The organism is Thalassotalea euphylliae, from assembly GCF_003390395.1.
In the GTDB taxonomy this organism is placed as follows: Bacteria; Pseudomonadota; Gammaproteobacteria; order Enterobacterales; family Alteromonadaceae; genus Thalassotalea_F; species Thalassotalea_F euphylliae_C.
The window spans coordinates 1,283,220-1,309,663 of record NZ_QUOV01000001.1; the positions used below are offsets into that span (position 1 = coordinate 1,283,220).

Annotated in this window: 25 protein-coding genes; 18 read left to right on the forward strand and 7 right to left on the reverse strand. The window is 41.0% G+C overall.

Annotated features, from left to right (window positions below; all coding sequences use genetic code 11):
* Window positions 1-4: 4 nt before the first annotated feature.
* The 6 genes from DXX92_RS05730 to DXX92_RS05755 all read left to right on the forward strand — a co-directional run bounded on the left by DXX92_RS05730 (window position 5) and on the right by DXX92_RS05755 (window position 5,693).
* Entirely contained in the window at window positions 5-1,117 is a 1,113-nt protein-coding gene (locus DXX92_RS05730; RefSeq protein WP_115999578.1) for a glycosyltransferase, read from the forward strand.
* Window positions 1,101-2,336 (forward strand): hypothetical protein, encoded by a 1,236-nt coding sequence (locus tag DXX92_RS05735; RefSeq protein WP_181901701.1) that lies wholly within the window; start codon window positions 1,101-1,103, stop codon window positions 2,334-2,336. The genes DXX92_RS05730 and DXX92_RS05735 overlap by 17 nt, the downstream gene beginning before the upstream one ends.
* Entirely contained in the window at window positions 2,326-3,213 is an 888-nt protein-coding gene (locus tag DXX92_RS05740) for a glycosyltransferase (protein WP_181901702.1), read from the forward strand. Before DXX92_RS05735 ends, DXX92_RS05740 begins: the two co-directional genes overlap by 11 nt.
* Window positions 3,213-4,175 (forward strand): glycosyltransferase family 4 protein, encoded by a 963-nt coding sequence (locus tag DXX92_RS05745; RefSeq protein ID WP_115999581.1) that lies wholly within the window; start codon window positions 3,213-3,215, stop codon window positions 4,173-4,175. Before DXX92_RS05740 ends, DXX92_RS05745 begins: the two co-directional genes overlap by 1 nt.
* Before the next feature lie 44 nt (window positions 4,176-4,219).
* Window positions 4,220-5,397 (forward strand): IS3 family transposase gene (locus DXX92_RS05750; RefSeq protein ID WP_115999378.1). Its coding sequence is split into 2 segments (ribosomal slippage): window positions 4,220-4,487 and window positions 4,487-5,397, totalling 1,179 coding nucleotides; the frame shifts between segments, so codons are not numbered across the junction.
* Entirely contained in the window at window positions 5,394-5,693 is a 300-nt protein-coding gene (locus DXX92_RS05755; protein ID WP_115999582.1) for a hypothetical protein, read from the forward strand. The genes DXX92_RS05750 and DXX92_RS05755 overlap by 4 nt, the downstream gene beginning before the upstream one ends.
* Before the next feature lie 333 nt (window positions 5,694-6,026).
* Here DXX92_RS05755 and DXX92_RS05765 read toward each other — a convergent pair whose 3' ends face one another.
* Together DXX92_RS05765 and DXX92_RS19400 are read right to left on the reverse strand one after the other, a co-directional pair.
* The gene (locus tag DXX92_RS05765) at window positions 6,027-6,923 is read right to left on the reverse strand and encodes a hypothetical protein (RefSeq protein WP_115999584.1); all 897 of its coding nucleotides are present in this window, start codon (window positions 6,921-6,923) and stop codon (window positions 6,027-6,029) included.
* A 285-nt stretch (window positions 6,924-7,208) separates the two neighbouring features.
* On the reverse strand, window positions 7,209-7,481 hold the full coding sequence (locus DXX92_RS19400) for a DUF6170 family protein (protein ID WP_115999585.1): 273 nt from the start codon (window positions 7,479-7,481) through the stop codon (window positions 7,209-7,211).
* A 159-nt stretch (window positions 7,482-7,640) separates the two neighbouring features.
* On the opposite strand from DXX92_RS19400, the gene ribH reads away from it, so the two are divergent.
* The 4 genes from ribH (at window position 7,641) to DXX92_RS05790 (ending at window position 10,125) form a co-directional block, all read left to right on the forward strand.
* Window positions 7,641-8,105: a 6,7-dimethyl-8-ribityllumazine synthase gene (ribH, locus tag DXX92_RS05775; protein ID WP_115999586.1), complete on the forward strand. Its 465-nt coding sequence runs from the start codon at window positions 7,641-7,643 to the stop codon at window positions 8,103-8,105.
* 66 nt (window positions 8,106-8,171) lie between these two features.
* Window positions 8,172-8,588 carry a transcription antitermination factor NusB gene (gene nusB / locus DXX92_RS05780; RefSeq protein WP_115999587.1) on the forward strand — a complete coding sequence of 139 codons (417 nt, stop codon included), beginning with the start codon at window positions 8,172-8,174 and terminating at the stop codon, window positions 8,586-8,588.
* Window positions 8,589-8,605: 17 nt separating this feature from the next.
* Entirely contained in the window at window positions 8,606-9,571 is a 966-nt protein-coding gene (thiL, locus tag DXX92_RS05785; protein WP_115999588.1) for a thiamine-phosphate kinase, read from the forward strand.
* A 68-nt stretch (window positions 9,572-9,639) separates the two neighbouring features.
* Window positions 9,640-10,125, forward strand: coding sequence for a phosphatidylglycerophosphatase A family protein (locus DXX92_RS05790; protein ID WP_115999589.1), 486 nt, complete (start codon window positions 9,640-9,642; stop codon window positions 10,123-10,125).
* 98 nt (window positions 10,126-10,223) lie between these two features.
* On the opposite strand, the gene serA is transcribed toward DXX92_RS05790, so the two are convergent.
* The 4 genes from serA to DXX92_RS05810 form a co-directional block, all read right to left on the reverse strand.
* Complete coding sequence (gene serA, locus DXX92_RS05795) at window positions 10,224-11,453, reverse strand: phosphoglycerate dehydrogenase (RefSeq protein WP_115999590.1); 1,230 nt, start codon at window positions 11,451-11,453, stop codon at window positions 10,224-10,226.
* A 95-nt stretch (window positions 11,454-11,548) separates the two neighbouring features.
* A complete protein-coding gene (gene rpiA, locus DXX92_RS05800; protein WP_115999591.1) occupies window positions 11,549-12,211 on the reverse strand; it encodes a ribose-5-phosphate isomerase RpiA in 663 nt (220 codons plus the stop codon).
* A gap of 56 nt (window positions 12,212-12,267) precedes the next feature.
* Window positions 12,268-13,011, reverse strand: coding sequence for a 5-formyltetrahydrofolate cyclo-ligase (locus tag DXX92_RS19190; RefSeq protein ID WP_245961404.1), 744 nt, complete (start codon window positions 13,009-13,011; stop codon window positions 12,268-12,270).
* Between the two features lie 200 nt (window positions 13,012-13,211).
* A complete protein-coding gene (locus DXX92_RS05810) occupies window positions 13,212-14,738 on the reverse strand; it encodes a peptide MFS transporter (protein WP_115999592.1) in 1,527 nt (508 codons plus the stop codon).
* A gap of 348 nt (window positions 14,739-15,086) precedes the next feature.
* On the opposite strand from DXX92_RS05810, the gene DXX92_RS05815 reads away from it, so the two are divergent.
* From DXX92_RS05815 to galE, 8 genes are all read left to right on the forward strand, one after another.
* Window positions 15,087-16,430: a UDP-glucose dehydrogenase family protein gene (locus DXX92_RS05815; RefSeq protein ID WP_115999593.1), complete on the forward strand. Its 1,344-nt coding sequence runs from the start codon at window positions 15,087-15,089 to the stop codon at window positions 16,428-16,430.
* A gap of 134 nt (window positions 16,431-16,564) precedes the next feature.
* Window positions 16,565-17,458 carry a UTP--glucose-1-phosphate uridylyltransferase GalU gene (galU, locus tag DXX92_RS05820; protein ID WP_115999594.1) on the forward strand — a complete coding sequence of 298 codons (894 nt, stop codon included), beginning with the start codon at window positions 16,565-16,567 and terminating at the stop codon, window positions 17,456-17,458.
* Between the two features lie 372 nt (window positions 17,459-17,830).
* The gene (gene cysD, locus DXX92_RS05825; protein WP_115999595.1) at window positions 17,831-18,730 is read left to right on the forward strand and encodes a sulfate adenylyltransferase subunit CysD; all 900 of its coding nucleotides are present in this window, start codon (window positions 17,831-17,833) and stop codon (window positions 18,728-18,730) included.
* A gap of 71 nt (window positions 18,731-18,801) precedes the next feature.
* Window positions 18,802-20,214, forward strand: coding sequence for a sulfate adenylyltransferase subunit CysN (gene cysN, locus DXX92_RS05830; protein WP_115999596.1), 1,413 nt, complete (start codon window positions 18,802-18,804; stop codon window positions 20,212-20,214).
* Between the two features lie 100 nt (window positions 20,215-20,314).
* The gene (locus DXX92_RS05835) at window positions 20,315-22,045 is read left to right on the forward strand and encodes an SLC13 family permease (RefSeq protein WP_115999597.1); all 1,731 of its coding nucleotides are present in this window, start codon (window positions 20,315-20,317) and stop codon (window positions 22,043-22,045) included.
* Window positions 22,046-22,062: 17 nt separating this feature from the next.
* Entirely contained in the window at window positions 22,063-22,662 is a 600-nt protein-coding gene (cysC, locus tag DXX92_RS05840; protein WP_115999598.1) for an adenylyl-sulfate kinase, read from the forward strand.
* 39 nt (window positions 22,663-22,701) lie between these two features.
* The gene (locus tag DXX92_RS05845) at window positions 22,702-23,658 is read left to right on the forward strand and encodes a DHH family phosphoesterase (protein ID WP_115999599.1); all 957 of its coding nucleotides are present in this window, start codon (window positions 22,702-22,704) and stop codon (window positions 23,656-23,658) included.
* Window positions 23,659-23,692: 34 nt separating this feature from the next.
* Entirely contained in the window at window positions 23,693-24,703 is a 1,011-nt protein-coding gene (gene galE / locus DXX92_RS05850; protein WP_115999600.1) for a UDP-glucose 4-epimerase GalE, read from the forward strand.
* A 171-nt stretch (window positions 24,704-24,874) separates the two neighbouring features.
* Here the strand turns inward: galE and DXX92_RS05855 are convergent, their stop codons facing one another.
* A complete protein-coding gene (locus DXX92_RS05855; RefSeq protein WP_115999601.1) occupies window positions 24,875-26,095 on the reverse strand; it encodes an EAL and HDOD domain-containing protein in 1,221 nt (406 codons plus the stop codon).
* Window positions 26,096-26,444: the final 349 nt, after the last annotated feature.

Sequence of the window (26,444 nt, forward strand, 5' to 3'; positions counted from 1 at the left end):
CAAGATGATGAAAAGTAGTAGGTTAAAGGTAGCATTTATCGCCCCCGGTTCCATTAATCATACAGTTAAGTGGGTTAATGGCTTAGTTGATCTCGATTTAGATGTTACTTTAGTTACTCAGCATAAAGTTGAGGTTGAGTTAGACCCTCGAGTCGAAGTAATTAATTTACCTATTACTGGTGGGCTAGGCTATTTACTTAATGCTTATGCTCTTAATCGCGCCATACATAAGATACAACCTGATATTATCAATGTTCACTATGCCAGCGGTTATGGCACACTAGCGCTGCTTTCTTGCATAAAGCCCTATATTTTGTCTGTATGGGGGAGCGATGTGTATGAATTCCCTTATCAATCAAATTTTAAAATGTGGTTGATCAATCGCACACTTTGTAATGCTGAGCATATAGCGTCAACTAGTCATGCAATGGCTTCTCAAGTGTGTAATTTGCTAGAAGACAAATCGCTAGATATTTCTATTACACCTTTTGGTGTTGATTTGACTCGCTTTAAACCAATGCGTCCAATATTTAGCAACAACTCTATCACTGTTGGTATCGTTAAGCGTTTAGAGCACAAGTATGGTGTAGATTTACTGATCGCTGCTTTTAAGTTGGTACAAGAGCATTTCTCTAATCAAGCTAATGATATTCCCAGGTTGATATTAAAAATTGTTGGTGATGGCAGCAAAGAAGAAGATTTAAAGGCACAAGCTGAGGCATTATCGATAGCATCAAGTATCGATTTTGTTGGTTCGATTGATAACTCACAAGTCTGTGAAGTTATCAATGATATGGATATATTTGTTGTACCTAGTCGAATTGAGAGTTTCGGTGTGTCAGCCATAGAGGCTATGGCTTGTGAGCGGCCGTGCATTGTAGCTAATACTGGTGGGCTGCCTGAAGTCGTGTCTTATGGAAAGGTTGGGCTTATAGCCAAGTATGAATCGGTGCAGGATATTGCTGCAAAGATTATTTATTTGGTTGAACATAAAGTAGAAGCCCAACAGTTAGCCATTAAAGCTCGCGAGCATGTTTTAGCGCATTATGGTAATAAGGCCGCGCTAGAAACTATGCATGACCTTTATCAAAGGTTTTATAATGAACCTAGACTATAAGGTTTATCAACCTAGCGCATTTCCTTTGCGCTATGCAGTTTTTCTTTTGTTAATGTTGATAGGGCCATCTTTTGCGTTAATGCAATTGAAAGGGTTTCATCTATCAGTTGTTTTTCTTACCGTCGTTGGGGTTCTGTATTGGCTTAGAGCTCGAGCAGTCGACAGCAAGCAGGCTCAACTTATCGTTTTACTTGCTGTTTTTATGTCGCTTTGGCTGCCTATGCATCTGCTATCTGGCGCGATTTCCGCACGTTATTTTGCCTACTGTTTTTATTTTATTTTTACGTTGGCTATCTTTTATTTCTCTTTTCGTGCATTGATAACGCTTAACAAAAAAACTCTGTTTAGAATAATACAGACTTTCATATATATAGACTTACTCGTTGTTCTAGCAGAAGTGTTTCTTAATATTGCTTTTTTTAATTACTATCCTTTGGCTGGCAGCGAGTATCAGGTTGGCTCTGCATTTTGGTCTAATATGAACACTAATGCGGCAGTCTTGGTATTGCTGAATAGTAGCTTATATTTTTTAAATTTTAATCGAGCCTTCTATATTAATTCCTTGCCCATCATGATGCTATCATTGGTGGTTGACGCCAAATTATGCTTCTTAGCAGCAGCAGGGCAACTAGTCTTAGCCCAGTTATTAGCTAGTGGTGTTGCTCGGGTCGTGTTTTCCATTGTTATGATAGTGGTCGCTCCTATTCTAGCCTTTGTGTTTCAAAAGCAGCTTGGTTATGTGTTGTATACCTTTAATCAAGCATTAGAGTTTCTAGCAAATACAGAAGCTCTTGAAGCAATTGTTTCTTCTGGCAACATGTTTTCGGTTGCTATCCGCGCCTATGCATTGTCTGAAATGTTTGAAGTAGTTAGTAAGTTTTCGTTTCTGAACTGGTTGTTTGGTATCGGCTTTGGCAATATCAATATTTCCTTTGTAAACAATGAGTGGGGGGGCTTAATAGAGTACTTTGCTCCTCATTTGTTTTACCTTGAAATGCTAATCTATGCAGGATTTAGTTATTACGTATTCTATTTTTACGTGATGACGATTTTAGCTGGCCGAATACCATGGCGCAGTACTCTGATAGCTTTGCCGTCGCTAGGAGCTATTGTTGCTATTAGTTCGGCAGTTTACTTTTTACCCTTGTATTTCTTCTTCGCCGTTTTAACTTTTTGGGAATATGAGCAGTTACAAAAAGGTGATAGAAATGAGGCATAACTCAACACTTGTAACCGTATACATAGCAACACACAATAGGGTCGATTTGTTGCTTAGGGCAGTTCATTCAGTTCTATCACAATCCTACTCTAATATTGAGTTAATAGTTGCTGATGACGGATCAAGCGATAATACTTATGAGCAGTTGAAGCCACTGATTGATAACAATCAAGTGGTTTATGTTAAAAATGATACACCACAAGGAGCGTGTGTTGCGCGTAATCTTGCCATTGATATAGCGAAAGGCGAGTATATTACAGGGATGGATGATGACGATACAATGGAGCCAAATCGCATTGAGCATTTGGTTACTGAGTATCGTTCAGGTAATTATTCATGTATTGCTAGCTCTATTAAAGAGCGTACCCCCCAGGGAGATATTGTTCGAAAAATGGATGTCGGTGATGTGACGCTAAACAGTTTACTGCATTACAATATCTTAGGTAACCAGGTGTTAACTAAGACCTCAAATTTGAGAGGGATAGGCGGCTTTGATCCTAAAATGCCAGCTTTTCAAGATTACGATACTTGGGTTCGACTGGTTGCTAAGTATGGCACAGCGAGAAAGTCTTCGGTAGCCAGCTACGTTTGGTATACAGATCATGCTTATGGTCGTATCAGTGAAAGTTCAGATAGAAGAAAAAAAGCATTTGATCTATTTTATGCCAAACATGAACATTTGATGTCCAGCGCTCATAAAAGCTCCTTTGTTATCCTCAAGCGTAAGCTCGTAAACGATTCCTACGGTACTCTCGACTTTATCAGGCATACAAATAAGGGTAACTGGAAGGCTTCTTTGTCTTTATTCATTAATCAAAACTTTAAATTTGTTAAATACCTTCTCGATCTGACTCGTACAAAATTAAATTCTAAGTAATGCATATTCTATTTTTAACTGATAACTTCCCTCCTGAGGGAAATGCACCTGCAACACGCACTTATGAGCACGCCAGAGAGTGGGTAAAACATGGTCACAAGGTCACTGTGATTACTTGTGCACCTAACTTCCCCGAAGGGAAAGTCTTTGAAGGGTATAAAAATTCATTTTATTCACGCTCCGAAATGGATGGCATTAATGTCGTTCGCGTGAAAACTTTTATCTCTTCAAATGAAGGTTTTGTTTTGAGAATTCTAGATTTTTTGTCATTTATGGGGGCATCGTTTTTAGCAGGGTTATTTCAACGAAAAGTTGATGTAGTCGTAGCGACATCTCCACAGTTTTTTACTGCCGTTTCTGGTTGGGCATTATCGGTTGTTAAGCGAAAAAAATTTGTTTTTGAATTGCGCGATATCTGGCCCGCATCAATTACAGCTGTTGGAGCCATGAAGGATTCCTTGGCTATTAAGCTGCTAGAAAAGCTTGAAATGTTTTTATACCACCGTGCCGATAAAATCATCTCAGTAACTGAGTCTTTTAAAACAGAACTTACTGAAAGAGGAGTTGAGTCGAGTAAAATTGATGTGGTGTTAAATGGTGTCGATCTCACTAAGTATCAGCCTACGAAAGAAAAGGCTCATACGCTTGCTAGCGAATACCAATTAGAAGGCAAATTTGTAGTGGGTTATATTGGCACCCATGGTATGGCGCATGCACTAGAGCATGTTATTGAGGCAGCCGAAGCTTTGCGTTCAAATGACCGAATCCGTTTTGTCTTTGCTGGTGGTGGCGCAGCTAAAGAAAGCCTTATATCACTGGCTCGCGAAAAACAGCTTGATAATGTGATATTTATACCTCGTCAGCCAAAAGAAAACATGCCGGCAGTTTGGAGCTTATGTGATGTTTCTTTGATTAGCCTTAGAGATACACCATGTAGTGGTATAACAAATTTGGCCACCTAGTTAGAGGTGGTATCATCACCTCATAAAATTGATTAGGTGACAAAATGACAAGAACAGGCAAACGTAATTTCACACCAGAATTTCGATTAGAAGCTGCTCAATTAGTTGTTGATCAAGGTTATTCCGTTCGAGAAGCAGCAGAAGCGATGAGCGTTGGTAAGTCGACAATGGATAAGTGGGTGCGTCAGCTTCGTAATGAACGCAAAGGCATCACCAGCAAAGCCAGCCCAATGACACCAGAGCAGTGTAAGATTAAAGAGCTTGAGAAAAAGATAAAACGCATTGAATTAGAAAAGGAAATTCTAAAAAAGGCTACCGCTCTCTTGATGTCGGACTCGATGAACAATTTAAACTAATTAAACGACTCAAAGAGAGCTATGCGGAATTCACCATTTGCCAAACATTTAATGTTCATCGCAGTAGCTTTAAGTATTGGAATAAGCGCTCTAAGAAGCCGAATAGCAAGCAATTAAAAGAAATCGCTGTCGTTAAGCAAATCCACCGTGAAAGTAATGGCTCAGCGGGTTCTCGTACAATATCCACGATAGCGATAGACCGTGGCTATGATATTTCACGTTTCAGGGCGACAGGCTATATGAAACGTTTAGGCTTGGTGAGTTGCCAGTTACCGAAGCACCGTTATAGAAAAGCAAATCAAGAGCATGTGGCGACACCTAACCATCTCAATCAGCAGTTTGATGTGGTTAAGCCGAATCAGGTTTGGTGCGGTGATGTTACGTATATCTGGGTTGGCAATCGCTGGGCTTATTTAGCAGTTGTTATTGATTTATTTGCGAGAAAACCGATTGGTTGGGCAATGTCACTATCGCCTGATACAGCATTGACGAGCAAAGCACTGATGATGGCTTATGAGATGCGTGGTAAGCCTAAAGGTGTGATGTTCCATAGCGACCAAGGGACGCATTACACCAGCCGAAGCTACCGTCAATTGCTATGGCGTTGTCAGATAAAGCAAAGCATGAGTCGCCGTGGTAATTGTTGGGATAATAGCCCGATGGAGCGATTCTTTAGAAGTTTAAAAACAGAATGGATACCCACAACGGGTTACCGTTCCTTTACTGAAGCTAGAGCTGAAATAACACATTATATTGTTGGTTATTACAGCTCAGTTAGGCCGCATCACTACAATGCTGGTTTAACCCCAAATGAGTCAGAGAAAAGATACTGGCTTGAATACAAAACCGTGGCCAATTTAAGTTGACCACTACACCATTATTTAAAACGGTTATTCCTTCCAAAATTTTTGAATCAATGGGAATGGGCTTACCTATGTTGGCTGCAATTCCAAAAGGGGAGGCAAGCCATATTATTGAGCGAGCCAATGCTGGTATAGTTTGTAAGCCTGAAAACTCAGAGTTATTAGTAGAGCATATTCTATCGCTCTCAAAGTCGTCTGACTTGATGAAAGACTTGCAACTTAATAGTTTTAAAAGTGCAAGTAATTACGATAGAAAAACATTAGCGATGTCAATGCTAAATAAACTCAGTCTTTTGTAAGCTAGTATCTGGCTTTTTGAAATTAGTCTATCTCTGTTCTAATTTTTTTATTCTAGTTTGATGATCGTTTGTGATGCCTGCCAATCAAAGTAGTTTATCCAATAAGCAGCCTCGTTAAACATTAGTAGAGTTCTATCGTGACTTTCGAAAATGATAGGTCTGTATAATTCAAGGGGGGAATCCAGAATGTTAGTATTGGAACTAATAATTAAGCTATTTAAATCAATGTTCACTTTATCTATATAAAAATGATTTTCCCGTTTGTAGGCAAATACTGCTTCCAAATTATCTTCATTTTTGTAATTTAGCGAACCGCCATACACATAGTAGTCATTAGCATATGCAGAGTTTCTCTCCCCCAATGCTCCTGATATGTTTTGCCACTACAATGCGGGCATCATGCTCAATAGGAGCTGTGTAGACGTTAGTGTAAGAGCTTCCCTTTAACACCCCCTGTTCGTTCGCGTCTTCAATGTGGAAAGGTAAAATTTGATCACCATTGAAATAAGCTCTTGCTACTTTAATAGAGCTTTTCGGGTTGTTGGGGTGAACTCCAATGAAGAAATATAGCTCTTGGCTTGTAGGATCAACTTTAACATCTGCATAATAGCCTCGACCGAGTACACTCCTGAATTTACTCCAGCTTTTACCAAAGTCTGATGACACAGAATACGATAACCCTTTTTGTTCTATTCTTGAAAACAAGAGGATATCGTCGCCTATCGCCACTAATGATACGTAGGTCGAGGGGGCGTCAGTATCCAAAACAGTGGTCTCCATAGAGTCAATTTTTTTACCTGAATATACGATAACTTTATTTGCTACTTCAGGATCAAAGTCGTCGCCATGACCTGTCAGTGCTACTAGTATATAGTCCTCTATTGTTAGCACGCTTGGAGAGTTGTGTTCGTCTGCTTTAAATTTACTGAGTAGGTCGACTTTGTTGACTAAATTGAACCCTTTTTCATTTAGTGTGAATTTGGTTAGCCATTGCTGACTGCTATTATTGTTGACGCCGACACCTGTAACATAGAAGTTATCGGAATCAATTTTTGACTGTTGTAGGTATTCACCTGACCACCAAGAATAACCACCGCTATTAATTTTTAAAGAAGTTTGTGATTCAGGTAAAGGGGTAGGTTCTTCTTTTATGACATCCTTTTGTTCTCCACTTTTGCATGAAGTAATGAAAATAGTTAAAAGTAAAAGGTAAGTATTGAAAACTTTCATCTATATGAATCCATTCTTTTTTTCTTGCTATTTTTCGTGATGGAAAATGATATGTAAAGTTCTTTCTATACTCCCTCCACCATTTTGTGTAATGGGCAATAGGTATTAGTTAGTGGGCGGTGTTGGAATACTATTCGTGATTCGTTCAGGGCTTCAGTTTTTTAGACAAGCGTGCTCGTAAGGCTCTTAAATATACTTAGCGATTCTAACAGCCGCTTTCAATTAATGAAGAGCTAACTCATTTAAAGAGCGCCTGAATGGGCATGAAATGTTACAATCGTGGAGTTAAAGGTGTTTTCTCATAAAGGTAAATGAAATAGGCCGAAACACCGATACATAACATAAACTTGAAATTACTACTACCCCAAGTAACGTGCCCCATTCTTGCCTTGCCAAGTAAATAAATGGCGGAACTAGTAATACCAACTTGATTAAGTTCAAGATGAGTTTTTGTGGCACCGTCAGCTTGAGGCTAGCCTTGTAAATGCTCTCATTGCGCTCTTGTATATTTTTGTCCGCCAGTTCAGGTATATCTTTACTTGAGAAAAATAACTTCATTATTTTAAGCGTTTATCAATTTTTGCTTATTTTAACCAAGAGCTTTTATAATTGCGAAAAGATATTCTGATATTTATTTTTCGCGATACCACAAACCAGTACCTAAAATCGCGATTTTTTGTTAGAATCGCGACAATTTTTTATCCAAGGTAAATTTCAATGAACGTAATTGAAGGTAATTTTGAAGCGAAAGGCAAAAAGTTTGCTATCGTGGTTTCTCGTTTTAACGACTTCGTTGTTAACTCGTTATTAGAAGGTGCAGTCGATGCGTTAAAAAGACACGGTAGTGTTAATGATGAAGACATTACGGTTGTTAAAGTACCTGGTGCTTACGAGTTACCGTTAACTGCACAGAAAGTTGCTGAAAAGCAAGAATTCGACGCTATTATCGCGTTAGGTGCGGTTATTCGTGGTGGTACGCCTCATTTTGATTTTGTTGCAGGTGAGTGTAACAAAGGTCTAGCTCAGGTAGCGTTAGCGGCTTCTGTACCGGTTTCTTTCGGTGTGATCACGACTGATTCAATTGAACAAGCAATTGAACGTGCTGGTACTAAAATGGGTAACAAGGGTGCGGAAGCAGCACTTGGCGCGCTTGAAATGGTTAACGTATTAGCCAAACTGTAATTGTCTCAACGATAAGAGCATTTATAGCAAATAAAGCTTATTAAAGATTTTATATAGGATAATACAGTGAAACCTTCTCCTCGAAGAAAAGCCCGTGAGTTAGCGGTACAAGCCGTATACTCATGGCAATTAAGTGGCAACGATATTAACGTTGTTGAGGCGCATTTCTTAACTGAAAACGCTAAACGCCGTTTTGATATTGAGTACTTTCAGCAGTTGTTTCGTGGCGTAACAGCCCGTATCACACAGTTAGATAGTTCAATCGCACCACTGGTTGATCGCCCGCTTGATGAAATTGATCATGTCGAAAAGGCGATTTTACGCACAGCAATTTATGAGCTAAGTGACTGCCAAGATGTGCCATACCGTGTCATCATCAACGAAGCTATTGAATTAGCGAAAGCCTTTGCAGCTGATGATAGCCACAAGTTCGTCAATGGCGTGCTTGACAAGCTGGTTAAACAGTTTCGTCCGAACGAATAACCTCAATCAAAACCTCCATGAAAGAGTTTGATCTGATCAAACGTTTTTTCGCTGAGCAGCCTGTTCAGCGAAAAGATGTTCATTTGGGCATTGGTGATGATTGTGCGCTTGTATCATCTGGTGAACATCATCATATTGCGATTACTACAGATACGTTAGTTGCTGGCGTCCATTTTTTTGCGAATGCTGAGCCTCGCGCTATCGGGCATAAGTCTTTGGCTGTAAGTCTGTCTGACTTGGCTGCGATGGGCGCGGAACCAAGCTGGATCTCGCTGGCGATAACCTTGCCTAGTGTTGATGAAAACTGGGTTAGCGAATTCTGTGCAGGTGTGTTTGAGCTGGCAGAATATTTTAATGTTCAACTGATCGGTGGTGATACGACTTCAGGGCCATTAAGCATTACAGTGACTGCGCAAGGCCTGTTACCTGCAAATAAAGGCCTGTCTCGAGGTGGTGCTGCTGTTGGTGACTGGTTATATGTGACCGGTGAACTAGGCGATGCCGCATTGGCGCTGAAAATGTTGCAGCAAGAAGTTAAAGTTGCACCAGAGTATCAAGAAGTGTTGCTGGCGAAACTTCATTACCCCAAACCAAGAGTACTGGCTGGGCAGATTTTAAAAGAGTATGCATCGGCTGCTATCGACTTGTCTGACGGTTTGATGGGCGATTTAGCGCACCTATGCCAAGCATCTCAGGTTGGAGCAAATATCGTACTTGATGACTTACCACTTTCTGCTGAGCTGTTGGCAAATGTCGATGCTGATAAAGCCAGAGAATTAGCGTTGGCGGGTGGTGATGACTACGAGTTACTTTATACTGTTTCGGAAGATAATAAAGTTGGCATGGAGACAGCTCTTAGAAATGCAGGGGTGAAATTCACCTGCATAGGGCAGCTAAACAAAAGTATGAAGCTGACCACTACGCTTGATAGCAATGTTGTGCATGTTAATGCCAAAGGTTTTGAACACTTCAGCGGTGACTAATTTCACCGCTATGTAACTCACTATACTTTCTTCAACAATTAACTGCGGCCAAGAGAACAACAATTACAATGACTAAATCTGTGACGCAATTTAAGCTTAGCGATCCCGTTCAATTTCTAGCCTTGGGTTTTGGCTCTGGTTTAGCACCTAAAGCCCCAGGTACTTTTGGCACGCTAGCCGCTATTCCTTTGTATCTAGTGATGGCATTAACGCTTTCAATACCAAGTTACCTCGTCCTAACTTTGTTTATAAGCGTTGTCGGTATTGCGATTTGTGGAAGTACGGCCAAAAAGGTCGGTGTTCATGATCACCCAGCAATAGTGTGGGATGAAATTGCAGGCTTTCTGATCACTATGGCCTTTGTGCCATTGACCTTGGTTAATATTGTACTTGGCTTTGCATTATTTCGTTTGTTTGATATTGCCAAGCCTTGGCCGATATCTATTGCCGATAAACGTGTACATGGTGGTTTAGGGATTATGCTTGATGACGTTTTAGCTGGCATCTTGGCTTGTGTTTGTTTGCACTTGCTTCTGGCTTTTATACCATTCTAGAAAGCTTCTTAACTAACTTCGTTAGATTAGCTAAATAGAAGCGTTCAATAAAAAAGCCGAGCTTATTGCTCGGCTTTTTAATCAATGTTAACACCAGATTAATGCAAAATACGTGTACGAATAGTTCCGTCGATTTGCTTCAACTCAGCGAGTGCTGCTTCGCTACTTTCTGTTTCCACTTCAATCACAACGTAACCAATTTTGTCATCCGTTTGCAGGTACTGAGCTGCAATGTTAATGCCTAAACCAGCGAACGCATTGTTGATCGCGGTTAATACGCCTGGTTGGTTATGGTGAATGTGAAGCAGACGAGATGTGCCAGTGTGCTCTGGCAGTGATACTTCAGGGAAGTTAACTGCTGATAGCGTAGAGCCGTTGTCTGAGTATTTAGCAAGCTTACTCGCGACCTCTAAGCCAATGTTTTCTTGTGCTTCTTGGGTACTACCACCAATGTGTGGTGTAAGAATAACATTGTCGAATGCGCGAAGCGGCGAGACAAATTCTTCGTCGTTGCCTTTAGGCTCAACAGGGAATACATCAATGGCAGCGCCACCAATCTTCTCACTTTCTAGCGCTTGGGCAAGTGCATCGATATCGACAACCGTACCGCGTGATGCATTAATTAAAATACTACCTTGCTTGATCACTTCTAACTCGGCTTCGCCAATCATATTCTGTGTTTGTGGCGTTTCTGGCACATGCAAACTAATCACATCTGACTCTTTTAGTAGTGCTGTTAGTGAAGGTGCTTGGCTGGCATTGCCAAGAGGCAGCTTAGTTTCTATGTCGTAGAAGCGTACGCGCATACCTATAGTTTCTGCAAGAATACCAAGCTGAGTACCAATGTGACCATAGCCAATAATACCTAGCGTTTTACCACGGGCTTCAACTGAACCTGCAGCAGACTTAAACCATTCACCGCGATGTGCTTTGGCGTTTTTCTCTGGAATGCCGCGTAGCAGCAGTAAAATTTCACCAAGCACTAATTCCGCAACTGAGCGAGTATTAGAGAATGGTGCATTAAATACAGGAATGCCTCGTGCTTGCGCCGCCGCTAAATTAACTTGGTTAGTGCCAATACAAAAACAACCGATGGCGACTAGTTTATTAGCATTGCTTAGTACTTTTTCAGTAAGCTGAGTACGTGAACGAATACCAATAAAATGGACATCTTTAATTTTCTCGATGAGTTCGTTCTCTGCTAATGAGGTTTTCAAGTATTCAATATTGCTATAGCCTTTGGCTTTTAGCTCTTCAAGGGCACTTGAGTGAACCCCTTCCAATAATAGAATTTTAATTTTTTCTTTAGCTAGAGATGTTTTATTCATGATGTCCATACTTCGTAATAAAAGTTAGTTTTAGATGGCTAGATATCTAAACTAGCATATAGTGCTGTAACTCTAAAGCACTAATTTAGTCCAAACTAGCCTAAATTATGCTCGGTTACACCGGCTTTAGTACCCAGTAATAAGCGGTCTGCACCACGACAGGCAAAAAGGCCATTAGTCACCACACCAACAATGGCATTGATAGCGACTTCCATCGCTTTCGGGTTAACAATTTTGAGGTTGTAAACGTCAAGAATAACATTGCCATTGTCGGTTAATACACCTTGGCGATAGACAGGGTCACCACCGAGTTTTACTAGCTCACGCGCAACATAACTGCGCGCCATTGGAATAACTTCTACAGGTAAAGGGAATTCACCTAAAACGCCAACTTGCTTACTTTCATCAGCGATACAAATAAACTCTTTTGCAACTGCGGCAACAATTTTCTCACGTGTTAACGCGGCACCACCGCCCTTAATCATATGCATGTGTTCGTTGATTTCGTCAGCACCATCGATATAAACGTCAAGCTCATTAACTTCGTTAAGATCAAATACCTCAATACCGTACGCTTTGAGTTTTTCAGTTGACTGCTGTGAGCTTGAAACCGCGCCTTTGATCTGATCTTTTATTTCCGCTAGTGCATCAATAAAGTGGTTTACGGTAGAGCCTGTGCCAACACCAACGATGGTATCTGGTTTGATAAACTTAACGGCGGCTTGGCCTACGGCTTTTTTTAATTCGTCTTGAGTCATTTGTTTACCTGAATGTTGATAACTAAATAATTGCCGCCAGATTATAGCTCACCTATCTAACACTTAGCTCGAATAATTTGGCTTGGTGTAACAATCATTGGCAGCGGAATATCCCACGGTTCAATTGGTATTTGGGGTACTTGCTGGCAGTCATGCGCTAAACCAATAAGTTTATTTTCTTTACGAGTTTTACTTTCAATTGCCAATTGGGCGTTAGCAGGTACCGCTTTAGTTTGCGTTATTGTCGTTTGCGGTGCAGCGGATTGAATTGGTTGTTTTGAGGGGCATCTATCTAGGCAGGCTAGTGTTCGATCGTAAAACCCGCCACCCATGCCTAAACGATGACCATCTTTGTCAAAGGCGACCAAGGGCGTGAATATAATATCAATGGATGAAACGGGTACGACTTTTGTCACATCAAGCCTAGGCTCAGGAATACCAAAACGGTTAGAAAGCATCAAAGTACTAGGTGTGTATTGCAAAAATAACAAATGCCCTGGCGTAAAAGGATGTAATACGGGTAATACAACACGCTTTCCCTGTTGCCAGCACCATTTTATAAATTGGCTAGGGTCTAACTCGCCATCGTTCGCTAAATAGAGTGCGATAGTGTTTGCTGTTCTCACATTTACTAGGTTTGTGAGCTGTGAAACTAGCTCAATAGCGGCCTTGTGCTGGCTTTTATTGCTAAGCAACGAGCGCTGTTTTCTGATCTCAGTTCTGATCTGAACTTTGTCATGAGCCAGTTTGATATGGTCAAGGCTTGCGAGGTTAGATAAATGAGGGTTAATTGTGCTCAAAGTGATGATCAATACTCAAATTGTGAGTGGCATAACCCCTAATGTAAACACATTCAATTAGCTGAAGCAAAAAACGTGCTTGCAAAAATCAACGATTGAAAATAACCATGTAAAGTTAGATGAAAAAAAAGCACTGCGGTATTAGCGCAGTGCTTTTTATATTGAACTAAAAATACTTTAGTTATTAGCTTAGTTATTTACTATGCAGTTACTTTATCAGCGCTTTTGCCATTTTCATCGGGTTTCATATCTTCTTCAGAGTTTTCCCAACGAGCCGCCCACTTGTTTGCAACAGCAAACAATACACCAGCACCGACAATGAACACGCTAATTTGTAAGTATAAGTTCGGCATTTCTTCAACATTGTTTGGATCGAAGTTACCTGCAAATAAACCTGCAACAATATTACCCATTGAATAGGTCAGTACGAATACCCCCATCATTTGTCCTGCAAAGCGTTTAGGTGCTAAGCGACTAACGGCAGCAAGAGCCGCAGGGCTAAACGTTAACTCACCTACTGTATGAAGGAAGTAGGTTGCGACTAGGAAGTATGGAGCTACTTTTAAACCACTCGCTGCAGCTTGTGCTGCGAAGAACATAACAACGAAGCCTGAACCCATAATCATTAAACCAATCGCTGATTTAAGCGTATAAGATGGGGTTAGCATTTTTTTGCCAAGATTGATCCATAAAACGGCAAAAAATGGTGAAAGAACGATAATGAAAAATGGGTTAACGTTTTGGAACCAAGTTGTAGGAATCTCAAAGTCACCAAGCATACGGTCAGTGTAGTCGCGACCAAACAGGTTTAATGATGAACCTGCTTGCTCAAATCCAGACCAGAAACACATTGACGCAAGACACACCAAAAACAGTGCCCACATACGTTTCTTTTCTACGCCACTTAAGCCGCCACCGAAGTACACTTTGCCAAAATAAACTAAGAATAATATCGCAATTGCATATGCGGTAAATTCTGCCAACGCTACTGGGTTAATGGTCAACGAGCCGTTCATCACCATAACAGTTGTTGCAGCTAATGCGATAACAAAAGCGCCAATAATATTCCAAGCAAGCTTTTTCTGCTTAGGCTCTAATGGTTGAATAGGTTCACTTGCTACACCATTTAAATTGCCTATCGTTTTTTGATATTGGATAAGGCCAATAGCCATACCCACAGCAGCTGCACCAAATGCCCAGTGCCAACCTTGGTTGACTTGAAGATAGCCCGTTACAGTGTAACCTATAAGTGAACCGATGTTGATGCCCATGTAGTATAGAGAGAAGCCAGCGTCACGACGTGCGTCGCCATCTTCGTATAATTGTCCTACTAGTGCAGTAATATTAGGTTTAAGTAAGCCAGTACCAAGTACTACTAGAATTAAGCCAACAAAGAAACTGTAAGTTGTAGGTATAGCCAAAACTATGTGGCCACACATGATAATTATGCCGCCATACCAAACCGCTTTTTGACCACCAATTAGGCGATCAGCGATCCAGCCGCCAGGTAAACCCATAAAATATACAGAAGCGGTATATAACCCGTAAATTGCCGTTGCTGTCGCTACGGTGTATTCAAGCCCACCGGTCTGAAGTGATGTGGTCATGAAAAGAACAAGAAGTGCACGCATACCATAGTAGCTCATGCGCTCCCACATTTCTGTAAAGAAAAGGGTTTGCAAGCCTTTTGGATGACCGAAGAACTTCCCTGGAGTAGGGGGATTCATATAATTATCCTTTCTAATATTCAAAATCAGCCCGTGTTATACCTTTGCTGGCATGGAAAGGCAAGGCTAGATAGATAAAGGCTTTGAAATATAAGCTGAAATATTTTATCGAGTATTTAATCTAGTTTTCATACTGACTAACTATGCTGATTTGCTGTTTTATTAGTTAATTAGAGGCCTTTCTAGGCTTAAGTCTATTGATTGGCTATCGCTAGTGAATAAACTTGGTTATCATAATTGCAAGTAAGCTACTGCAGTGTATTCAGTTGAAAACTGAAAGAGTAGTAATGAAATGTTATACAAATATGCTTTGCGATAGAGCAATGATTATCTTCGAATAGGGATTCCATGAAAGTAACGGTTTTTGGTATTGGATATGTAGGCCTTGTGCAAGCGGCTATTTTAGCGTCTGTAGGTCATGATGTAGTTTGTGTTGATGTTGACGAAGAGAAGGTCGCTAACCTCCAAAAAGGCATTATTCCAATTTATGAACCTGGTTTAACCCCGATAGTTGAACAAACTTATAAAGACGGTTTGTTAAATTTTACTACAGATGCCAAGGCTGGCGTTGAGCATGGTGAAGTTCAATTTATTGCCGTTGGTACCCCTCCAGATGAAGACGGCTCTGCTGATTTAAAATATGTACTAGCAGTCGCTAAAACCATAGCGACTTATATGACTTCACCTAAAATTGTTGTCGATAAATCAACAGTACCTGTTGGTACCGCCGATAAGGTAAGTGCACAAATAGCTGACGTATTGGCATCAAGAACTGTCGAGCTTGAGTTTGATGTGGTCTCTAACCCTGAGTTTCTAAAAGAAGGTGCAGCAGTTAGCGATTGTTCAAAACCTGATCGAATTGTTATCGGTACTGAGAATGAAGCGTCGAAAGCGGTTATGCGTGAACTGTATGCACCATTTAACCGAAATCACGAACGTATGATTTTTATGGATGTGCGTTCAGCTGAGCTTACCAAGTATGCAGCCAACTGTATGCTAGCGACAAAAATTTCATTTATGAATGAGATTGCTAATTTAGCGGAGCGTCTTGGTGCTGATATTGAGTCTGTTCGTCAAGGTATAGGTTCAGATTCTCGTATCGGTTATCAATTTATCTATGCTGGCTGTGGCTATGGGGGCTCTTGCTTCCCGAAAGACGTTCAAGCGCTGGTGAAAACAGCAAATGCTGTAGATTATAAACCATCTCTTCTCGAAGCTGTGGAGAGTATCAATTACTCTCAGAAGCAAAAACTTTTTGGCCATCTTAATACTCACTTTGCTCAAAATTTAGCTGGCAAGCGCATAGCGCTTTGGGGTCTTTCATTTAAACCTAAAACTGATGATATGAGAGAAGCTCCTGCAAGAGAGCTAATGGAAGGCCTATGGCAAGCTGGCGCAACAGTGCAGGCATATGACCCTAAAGCAATGGAAGAGTGTCAGCGAATCTATGGTGAACGAGATGACCTAATATTGTGCGGTACTAAAGAACAAGCACTAAAGTCAGCCGACGCATTAGTCGTATGTACGGAGTGGCCTCAGTTCAAGGCGCCTGATTTAGCTATGCTTAAAAGCTCATTAACACACCCTGTTGTCGTCGATGGTCGTAATTTGTATGAACCAAGTATGATGAAAGAAAAGGGCTTTAGCTATTATGCTATTGGCCGTGGGGATAGTGTCAAAGTTGTAGGTTAATAGCCGTAACACTTTATGTTATCAGCTTAGTATTGATACTCGGGTCTTATATGGTGATAGGTAAATACAATAAGACCCCTCAATTATAAATTCATTTAGTTACACATTATTGAAGCGGTATAAGAAGGATACTCATGTCAAATAAAATTAAAAAAGCGGTCATTCCTGTTGCAGGGTTGGGCACAAGAATGCTCCCAGCAACCAAGGCTATCCCTAAAGAGATGTTACCTATCGTTGACAAGCCATTGATTCAATATATTGTTGATGAGTGTGTAAGTGCTGGTTTAAAAGAAATTATCTTAGTTACGCATTCTTCTAAAAATGCAATTGAAAACCATTTTGATAAATCATTTGAGTTGGAAACTACGTTAGAAAACCGTGTGAAACGTCAACTACTTGATGAAGTTCAGTCAATTTGTCCTAAAGACGTTACCATCATGCACGTTCGTCAAGGTGAAGCGAAGGGTTTAGGACATGCTGTACTTAAGGCAAGGCCATTGGTAGGAAATGAGCCATTTGTAGTGGTATTACCTGACGTTATTTTAGATGATGCAAGCGCAGATCTAAATACTGAGAATTTGGCAGCGATGCTTGAGCGTTTTGCTAATTCCGGTAATAGTCAAATTATGGTTGAACCAGTTCCTATGGAGAAAGTTAGCAGCTACGGTGTTGTCGACTGTGGCGGTGCTAAATTAAATGCTGGCGAAGTAGCACCAATGACAGCTGTAGTTGAAAAACCGCCAGTGAAAGAGGCGCCATCAAATTTGGCGGTCGTCGGCCGTTATGTACTTTCAGAGCAGATTTGGGATTTACTTGAATTTACCCCGCCTGGTGCAGGCGATGAGATTCAACTAACGGACGCAATTGCAAGCCTAATGAAGGTTGAAACGGTAGAAGCGTTTCACATGACAGGAAAGTCGCACGATTGTGGCTCAAAGTTTGGCTATATGAAAGCCAATGTCGAATATGCGCTTCGCCACCCTGAACTAAAAGCGCAATTTAGCGAGTTTCTTGCTTCACTGAGCTAATAGCAACAAAGCATTATCAACGAATGCACATCTAGCATTCAACAAGTCATACACCATATTCTATTGGTTTTATCTGCTTTCAAATAACCAGATGTTATATGAAAGCAGATTGTTATATGGTTTACAGTAATCTTCTGTGCCAGAATAATGACCATATCAAAATAAGCTAGTTTTCCTTTTTCATTGCTAAGCATTACTTAAAATGTGTTTTTTGCAGCTTAGGAATCAGAAAACCTCAACTTGAACTCTGGCTAGTAAAATACGTAAAACAATAGCAATAAAGTAGCGCAATTCATTGCTTTAACATGCAACGAGGTTGCGACTTTGATAGTCAAATATTCGAATTAATAAACTTAACTTAATGACTTGCCCATGAACTTAACACACCTACAGAAGCTCGAAGCTGAATCTATTCATATCATTCGTGAAGTCGCAGCAGAGTTTGACAAACCCGTCATGCTTTACTCCGTTGGTAAAGATTCTGCTGTACTACTACATTTAGCCCGTAAAGCGTTTGCACCGGGTAAAATTCCATTCCCACTACTACACGTAGATACCGATTGGAAATTTAAAGAAATGATCGCTTTCCGCGATCAAATGGCTGAAAAATACGGGTTTGAGCTACTTGTTCATAAAAACCCTGAGGGTCTAGCCATGGGCATGAATCCATTTGAGTTTGGTAGTGCTAAACATACTGATGTGATGAAAACACAGGGTTTAAAACAGGCGCTAGACAAGTATCAATTCGATGCAGCGTTTGGTGGTGCTCGTCGTGATGAAGAAAAATCTCGAGCAAAAGAGCGTGTTTATTCATTCCGCGATAAAAACCATCGTTGGGACCCTAAAAATCAGCGTCCTGAGCTTTGGAATGTGTATAACGGCAAAGTAAATAAGGGTGAGAGTATTCGAGTCTTCCCGTTGTCAAATTGGACTGAGTTGGATATTTGGCAATACATCTACCTTGAGAATATTGATATCGTGCCACTGTATTTGTCAGCTGAACGCCCAGTTGTTGAGCGCGATGGTACCTTAATCATGGTTGATGATGAACGTATGCCACTGGCAGAAAATGAAAAGCCAATGATGAAAAAAGTGCGCTTTAGAACACTAGGTTGTTACCCATTAACAGGTGCCGTTGAATCTGAAGCGGCGACCTTGCCTGATATTATTCAGGAAATGTTATTAACTAAAACTTCTGAGCGCCAAGGTCGAGTGATTGATCATGACTCTTCTGGCTCGATGGAGAAAAAGAAAATGGAAGGTTACTTCTAACGGCTTCACAGGCCAATAACCAATATTTTTAATTACACATTTTCTGAAATAAACGTTTAGGATTTACCAAGATGAGTCACCAATCAGACTTAATTGAACAAGACATTGAAGCTTACTTAAAACAACACGAAAACAAAGAGCTCGTTCGCTTTCTAACTTGCGGTAGCGTAGATGATGGCAAAAGCACACTAATCGGCCGCTTACTGCATGATTCAAAAATGATCTTTGAAGATCAGCTGGCAGCCATTGAAAAAGATAGTAAAAAATCAGGTACAACAGGTGAAGCGGTTGACTTAGCACTACTTGTTGATGGTTTGCAATCAGAGCGAGAGCAGGGTATTACCATTGACGTTGCTTATCGTTACTTCTCAACGGAAAAGCGCAAATTCATTATTGCCGACACACCGGGTCATGAGCAGTACACACGTAATATGGCAACAGGTGCGTCAACTTGTGATCTAGCGATTATCTTGATTGACGCTCGCCGTGGTGTGCAAGTACAAACACGTCGTCATTCATTTATCTGCTCATTACTTGGCATTAAGCACGTGTTGGTAGCTGTTAATAAAATGGATTTGGTTGAGTACGATCAAGATCGTTACCAACAGATCAAGAAAGACTACCGAGAATTTGCCGAAGAGCTTAATTTTGATGACATCCGCTTTGTGCCAATTTCAGCACTAAATGGCGACAATGTTGTTGAAGAAAGTGAAAATATGCCGTGGTACCCAGGTGCAACTATGATGAAGTTACTTAACACCATCAAAGTTGAACCTGCCAATAAACTTAGCGAGTTCCGTTTTCCAGTTCAATACGTTAATCGTCCTCACTTAAACTTCCGTGGATTTGCCGGTACTGTAGCTGCTGGTCAAGTGCGCGTAGGCGATACTGTGGTTGCACTGCCTTCAGGTAAAGAGAGTGAAGTTAAGTCTATTGTGACATTTGACGGCGAGCTAGAACGTGCTGAGCAAGGTCAAGCCGTTACTTTAACGTTAACCGATGAGATTGATATCAGTCGCGGTGAAATGATCGTACGCAAAGGTAGCAGTGTTGTTTCATCGAGCGAATTCAATGCCTCTGTTGTTTGGATGCATGATGATGCGCTAGAAACTGGTCGTGAATATTACATTAAGCACGGTAGCAAATTAACTACAGGTCATGTTTCAAGCATTGTTAGTCGCACTGATGTCAATACGCTTGAACAAAGTGAAGCGAGCAATTTAGCGCTTAACGAAATTGGTTCAGTTAATTTTGAAGTCGCTGAAGTGCTACATTTTGACCCCTACCAAACCAATGCTGAAACGGGTGCATTTATTATCATCGATCGCCTAACTAACATTACTGTTGGTGCGGGTATGATCAATCATGAAACGCAAAAAGACGAAGCTCAGACTTTCTCAGCGTTTGAGATTGAATTTAACGCGCTAGTACGCAAGCATTTCCCACACTGGGGCGCTCGCGACATTTCTAAATTATTCAATTAAGTGCGCTAATTAACCTTAATCGCTTGCTAGTATCTAAATCATAGGTAATAGTAAGTGGTTAAGGGCAACGCAACTGCAACTATTTGAAGAGACTGCTTTTATGACAGCAATGCAATGGTTTGTGCTGGCTGTTTTTGTCGCTACCTTTTTAGGCTTGATTAAATTTCAAAAAGTACCTGAACGGGTATTTTTTGCATCTACGTTAACTTGCTTACTTGCTTCTATTGTATCCACTCAAGATATTCTCTATAACGCGGTAAACCCTGGCTTAGTGACCTTGCTTTTGTTGGTACTGTGCTCTTTTACTTTCGAGCGCACCAGCGTTTTACGCAAGCTGTCGAACATTTTGATCAGTGGCTCTAAAGTAAAATCAACACTACGTACCTTATTAAGCGCGGCCTTTGCCTCAGCGCTGATGAACAACACGGCAGTTGTCGCAAGTCTAATTAATACCATTAAAAACAATACCCTGATAAACCCTGGTAAGCTTTTATTACCCTTGTCTTTTGTTGCCATATTAGGGGGTACATTAACGTTAGTTGGCACTTCGACGAATTTATTAGTCAACAGTTTATACATTGAGCAAAGCGGACAACCACTGCAATTCTTTGACTTCACGTTAGTGGGGGGCACAGCACTATTAGTTTGTTTTTTCGTTATTGTGCTACGCGCAGGTTCACTGCCCAATATTGCCGAAGAAGCCTTGCAAACGAAAGAATACCTACTTGAAGCGGAAATCGCTGAGAACTCAGCGCTTATTGGTAAAACCGTTGAAGAAAATGGGCTACGTAATCTTGATTCTATTTTCTTAGTAGAAGTGGTACGCAAAGGGCGGCTAATCTCACCAGTAACGCCTGAAGAAGTTTTGCAGCCAAAAGATAAGTTAATCTTTACTGGTGATATCACTAAGGTATTAACCTTACAGCAGTTTGATGGTTTAACCTTGTTTGCTGAACAAGACGGTTTGCTCAGGGATAACTTAACCGAAGTTGTAATTAAACCGGATTCTTCGGTTATCGGAAAAAGCTTAAAAAGTGCTGGCTTCCGGGCTCGTTTTGATGCCGCTGTTGTGGCAATTCGTCGAGAGGGCGAAACTCTGTCGGGGAAACTTGGAGAAATTGTTATCCAGTCAGGTGACTTTTTAGTGCTTGCCGTCGGCAGTGATTTTAGCTCTCGTACTAACTTATCAAAAAACTTTTATATTCTTTCTGGTCACAAGCCTGACAATATGCTGTCGGGTTGGCGTGACAAATTGACGGTTGCCGGCTTTTTTATCACCATAGGTGTGTCGGTCTTTACCTCAATATCCTTGCTGAAATGTTTAATGTTTTATGTGGCCTTGTTAGTGTTTTCTGGCTGCTTAACTATTAATGAAATTAAACGTCGATTTCCGTTAGAGATTTGGATGATTGTACTGAGCGCATTGACACTCGCGAAGGCCATGGAAAATAGCGGTTTAGCAACCGTTATGGCGGAAAACGTAGAGCAGCTTTTAGATGGCAAAAGCATCTATGTCGCGTTTGTGATGATTTTTGTGCTGTCACTGCTAGTGACTGAACTTGTCACCAACAACGCTGCAGCAGCACTAATTTTCCCGGTTGCATACAATATTGCTTTAGGGCTCGACGCTAGCCCGTTACCGTTTGTCATGGCGGTAGCATTTGCCGCTAGCGGCAGCTTTATAAGCCCGTACGGTTATCAAACCAATGTGATGGTATACAACGCCGGTAATTATCGTTTAACAGATTTTGTTAAGTTCGGCATTCCCGTCTCTTTCACTTATTCTCTGGTGGTATTGGTTATGATCCCACTTGTCTTCCCATTTTATTAATAGAGCAACGCGCACCGATGAAAACAGAAAATACGGTATGGCACCAACAACAAGTGATAAAAACACAACGTGCCGAGCAGAAAAAACAGCGCCCATGTCTACTTTGGTATACGGGTCTTAGCGGCTCTGGCAAATCAACCGTTGCGAATGCGGTTGACGCCATACTATTTGAACGCGGCCACCACACTTATTTACTTGATGGTGATAATGTTCGCCACGGACTTAATGGAGACTTGGGCTTTAGTGATGAAGATAGAATCGAAAATATACGTCGTATTAGTGAAGTTAGTAAGCTGTTTATTGATGCGGGGTTAATTGTCTCAACCGCGTTTATTTCGCCATTTAAAGAAGATCGTGCGCAAGCACGAGCCTTGTTAGCTGCAGGCGAGTTTATCGAAGTGTTTATCGATACACCGATTGAAGTTTGTGAGCAACGCGATCCTAAAGGTCTGTATAAAAAAGCGCGGGCAGGTGAAATTAAAGACTTTACTGGCATCGACTCGGCCTATGACGTGCCTCAGGCGCCAGAGCTGCATGTTAAAACAGCAGAGCAAGAGATAGAACAATGCGCCCTGCAAATTGTTAATTACTTGGCTGAGCAAGGCTATTTGGCTTAATCAGGCGAAACTCAATTAAGTCTAACAAGAGGAAGTAACATGCATTTTGATGTCTTTAATGGTGATGCAGATGGCATTCTAGCCTTAGTTCAGTTGCGCCTTGCTGAACCAAAAGAGAGTGTTTTGGTGACTGGCGTTAAGCGTGATATTGCGCTGCTCGCAAAACTTGATATTGAGCAAGTGACCTCGGTGACAACTCTAGATATTTCAATGGAAAAAAATGCCGATGGTTTAGCGAGTTTGTTGGCAGCAAAAAAGCCAGTTTTTTACGTTGATCACCACCGCTCAGGCAATATTCCTGATAGCTCATATTTGCAATCGATCATCGATTTAGATGCCAATACTTGTACGAGCTTGCTAGTCAATGAACACCTTAATCACGCTCACTATTTATGGGCGATTGCCGCAGCGTTTGGCGATAACATGAATAAGTCTGCAATAGCCTTGGCAGCGCAACATCAAGTAAGTGAACACGACCAAACGTTCTTAAAGGCGCTTGGCATTTATGTTAACTATAACGGCTATGGTCGCACGATTGATGATTTACATATACCACCTGCAGAGCTTTTTAAAACGTTAGTTGGCTATGCCAATCCATTGGAGTTAAGAGATGACAAAGACTCGGTGTTTTATCAATTAGAAAGCGCTTATCAGCAAGACATGGCAAATGCTGCTCAGGCGATATGTCATCACGATGATAATATCGCTAAAGTCATTGAACTACCCGATGAAGCTTGGGCCAGAAGGGTTAGTGGGGGGCTGGGCAATGATCTTGCTAATCAATCGCCTGACAAAGCGCACGCGGTTTTAACGCAAAATAGTGATGATAGCTATACCGTGAGTTTACGCGCACCGCTGACAAATCGCCAAGGAGCCGACAACGTTTGTACCCAGTTTGCAACTGGTGGCGGTAGAGCCGCTGCTGCGGGTATTAATCAGTTGCCACGCGAGCAATTAGCGACGTTTATTGATACGCTAACGGCTTATTACGGCTAAGCGAATTGTATTAAAGCAGGAAAGCGAGAATAACATGAGTTTATTGTTAACGGGCGGTATGGGCTATATTGGCAGCCATACTGTTGTAGAGTTGTTGCAGCTAAACCAAGAAGTAGTGATTTTTGACAATTTAGCCAATGCGTCAGAAGCGGTATTAGCTCGAATTGAAAAAATAACCGGCAAACAGGCAAAGTTTTTCAAAGGAGATATTTGTAGTCGTGAAGACCTTGAACAAGTTTTTACGGAATACGACATTGACGCCGTAATCCACTTTGCCGGCTTAAAAGCGGTGGGAGAATCAACACAAATTCCACTTAGCTATTACCACAACAATGTCACAGGCTCTGTGAACTTGTTTGAAGTAATGGCAAAGCACAACTGTAAACGCTTGGTTTTCAGCTCGTCAGCAACTGTTTACGGCGAGCATAATCAGTCTCCCCTAATCGAAATTATGCCAACATCAGCAACTAACCCATATGGCCAAACTAAGCTGATGATAGAACTGATTTTACAGGACTTAGCGAAAAGTGACCCTGAGTGGTCAATTGTTAACTTGCGCTACTTCAACCCAATTGGTGCTCATGAGTCAGGTTTAATTGGCGAAAACCCTAAGGGCATCCCAAATAATTTATTACCTTATGTAGCTCAAGTCGCTGTTGGGCGCTTAGGGCAATTAAGTGTATTTGGTGATGACTACGATACGCCAGATGGCACAGGAGTGCGTGATTACATCCATGTGGTTGATTTAGCTCAAGGTCATGTAAAAGCCCTAAATAAGCTTAGTGAACTATCAGGTTGTCATGCAATTAACTTGGGTACTGGCAATGGTACATCGGTATTAGAAATCGTTGAAACCTTTAAAGCTATTAGCGGTAAAGATATACCGTATCAAATTGTGCCGCGCAGGGCTGGCGACATTGCTACCGTTTTTGCCGATGCGACTAAAGCGCAAGAACTGCTTGGTTGGCAAACGCAACTGAACCTTAATGCCATGATTAAAGATACATGGCGCTGGCAATCAAATAATCCTAACGGTTATGAGTAGTCATAAAGCTATAGCCATGCTGCTATAGATATAGCTATTCAACAAGCTTAAACTTTAACCTAAATAAAAAGAGCGCCATCGGCGCTCTTTTTGTTCGTTTCTGATTTAAACTATTGGGTTCGATTTAAACTATATGATTACAGCTGCATATACCGCGAGCTTCATTCTGCTTTAGCTCACCTGTTGCGCTTGCTCGTCCGCCCAAGCAAGAGCTTGGTTATAAAACTCAACCGTTTGCTCTTTATCTAATTGCAACTTGTCCATGACTAAGCTGGTTTTGTCCCACTGCGCGCGCTCTATCAGCTCTAGTAGCTTAATCAGTGCTGCCATGACACCTTTTTTCGTTAATAGGGTATCTTTAATCTCTTGTGACAGTGGTAGCTTCTCTAGCACGGTTTCAATATCTTCATCCAATATAGCGTCAATCAAAGATAATAAACCCGTTAAGAAAGCGATTGAGCTATCTAGCCTTGGATTCATAATATCAGCGATTTGTTCACAGAATTTAGCGCGTGCCATGGACAAATTGATCAGCTCTGACGGCTTATCTGGGTTAACATTGGCAGCGAACATTAAGCCAATGAAACGCTTAAGCTCTGCTGAGCCTAAAATCACCAAAGCTTGTTTGATGGTGGCAATCTCACTACGGCGTCTGAAAATTGGTGAGTTAGCATAGCGTAATAGCTTGTATGAAAGCGTCACATCACGCTCAAATACTGAAGTAATGCTGGCAAGATCTAGCTCTGGCTTGCTTGTTTCATATAAAAGCTCTGCCATGGCTATTTGTGAAGGTGATAAGTTCTTTGTTTTCACCATTTCAGGCTTCGAGAAGAAATAGCCTTGGAAGTATTCAAATCCCAATTCAAGTGCTTGGTTGTATTCTTCGTAGGTTTCCACTTTCTCCGCTAATAATTGGATATGTGGATACTTAGCAATGGCTTGTTTTATCTCTTGAATTTGCTCAAGCGAAGTGTCTTGAATATCAATTTTGATGATTTTGATAAATGGGTAAAAATGCGCCCAAACATTTTGATGAATATAATCATCTAGCGCTAATGTGTAGCCTTGCTTGTGAAGATCTTGGCACAAAGAGAGCAACTTTTTACCAGGCTTGATGGTTTCTAAAATCTCAACAACCACTTCTTCTTTTGTTAGCATTGTTGGGTAACCTTTGCTCAAGGTGTCCAATGTGAAGTTGATGAAAGCAGGTTTGTTACCTGTAAACTCATGAATTCCTAAGCTAAATTGACTAGCTTCAACCATTTTGCTGGTTGCTTCATCACCATCTATTTCAGGGAAAACATTGTCGATACTATCCCTAAATAATAATTCGTAGGCGAAGAGATTTTTGTTTTTATCTAGTATTGGTTGACGCGCTGCATAAAAATACATCGAGTAAAAATCCTTTCCGAAATTCTTTATTGCTGTTCAATCTGTGTTAAGAGCAATCACTACATAAGGTAAGCATTGCCCACAAAACCAATTTGTACCACAAATGCTATCAATTGAGGTTTAATAACAGCCAACTCTCGTTGTTGAATGCCTGCAAAAGTAGACTAAAAACAACGGATAGAGCCAAATTTAATTTTGTACGCACTATAAGTGAAAGCTTATTAGATAGCCAATGTTTTGTCTTATTTTATCTTCTATTTAACGCAAGCAAATCAATCTAGCACCGTGCAATATTTAGCTGCTTACGCTATGCAAAACCACTTACAACTTTCAATAGCCCTAGGCTGCA

Excerpts from the sequence above, each read along its gene's own strand:
- DXX92_RS05730 (WP_115999578.1), top strand. The coding sequence starts at position 5 with ATGATGAAAAGTAGTAGGTTAAAGGTAGCATTTATCGCCCCCGGTTCC.
- DXX92_RS05735 (WP_181901701.1), top strand. The coding sequence starts at position 1,101 with ATGAACCTAGACTATAAGGTTTATCAACCTAGCGCATTTCCTTTGCGC.
- DXX92_RS05740 (WP_181901702.1), top strand. The coding sequence starts at position 2,326 with ATGAGGCATAACTCAACACTTGTAACCGTATACATAGCAACACACAAT.
- DXX92_RS05745 (WP_115999581.1), top strand. The coding sequence starts at position 3,213 with ATGCATATTCTATTTTTAACTGATAACTTCCCTCCTGAGGGAAATGCA.
- DXX92_RS05765 (WP_115999584.1), bottom strand. The coding sequence starts at position 6,923 with ATGAAAGTTTTCAATACTTACCTTTTACTTTTAACTATTTTCATTACT.
- DXX92_RS19400 (WP_115999585.1), bottom strand. The coding sequence starts at position 7,481 with ATGAAGTTATTTTTCTCAAGTAAAGATATACCTGAACTGGCGGACAAA.
- ribH (WP_115999586.1), top strand. The coding sequence starts at position 7,641 with ATGAACGTAATTGAAGGTAATTTTGAAGCGAAAGGCAAAAAGTTTGCT.
- thiL (WP_115999588.1), top strand. The coding sequence starts at position 8,606 with ATGAAAGAGTTTGATCTGATCAAACGTTTTTTCGCTGAGCAGCCTGTT.
- DXX92_RS05790 (WP_115999589.1), top strand. The coding sequence starts at position 9,640 with ATGACTAAATCTGTGACGCAATTTAAGCTTAGCGATCCCGTTCAATTT.
- serA (WP_115999590.1), bottom strand. The coding sequence starts at position 11,453 with ATGAATAAAACATCTCTAGCTAAAGAAAAAATTAAAATTCTATTATTG.
- rpiA (WP_115999591.1), bottom strand. The coding sequence starts at position 12,211 with ATGACTCAAGACGAATTAAAAAAAGCCGTAGGCCAAGCCGCCGTTAAG.
- DXX92_RS05810 (WP_115999592.1), bottom strand. The coding sequence starts at position 14,738 with ATGAATCCCCCTACTCCAGGGAAGTTCTTCGGTCATCCAAAAGGCTTG.
- DXX92_RS05815 (WP_115999593.1), top strand. The coding sequence starts at position 15,087 with ATGAAAGTAACGGTTTTTGGTATTGGATATGTAGGCCTTGTGCAAGCG.
- galU (WP_115999594.1), top strand. The coding sequence starts at position 16,565 with ATGTCAAATAAAATTAAAAAAGCGGTCATTCCTGTTGCAGGGTTGGGC.
- cysD (WP_115999595.1), top strand. The coding sequence starts at position 17,831 with ATGAACTTAACACACCTACAGAAGCTCGAAGCTGAATCTATTCATATC.
- cysN (WP_115999596.1), top strand. The coding sequence starts at position 18,802 with ATGAGTCACCAATCAGACTTAATTGAACAAGACATTGAAGCTTACTTA.
- DXX92_RS05835 (WP_115999597.1), top strand. The coding sequence starts at position 20,315 with ATGACAGCAATGCAATGGTTTGTGCTGGCTGTTTTTGTCGCTACCTTT.
- cysC (WP_115999598.1), top strand. The coding sequence starts at position 22,063 with ATGAAAACAGAAAATACGGTATGGCACCAACAACAAGTGATAAAAACA.
- DXX92_RS05845 (WP_115999599.1), top strand. The coding sequence starts at position 22,702 with ATGCATTTTGATGTCTTTAATGGTGATGCAGATGGCATTCTAGCCTTA.
- galE (WP_115999600.1), top strand. The coding sequence starts at position 23,693 with ATGAGTTTATTGTTAACGGGCGGTATGGGCTATATTGGCAGCCATACT.
- DXX92_RS05855 (WP_115999601.1), bottom strand. The coding sequence starts at position 26,095 with ATGTATTTTTATGCAGCGCGTCAACCAATACTAGATAAAAACAAAAAT.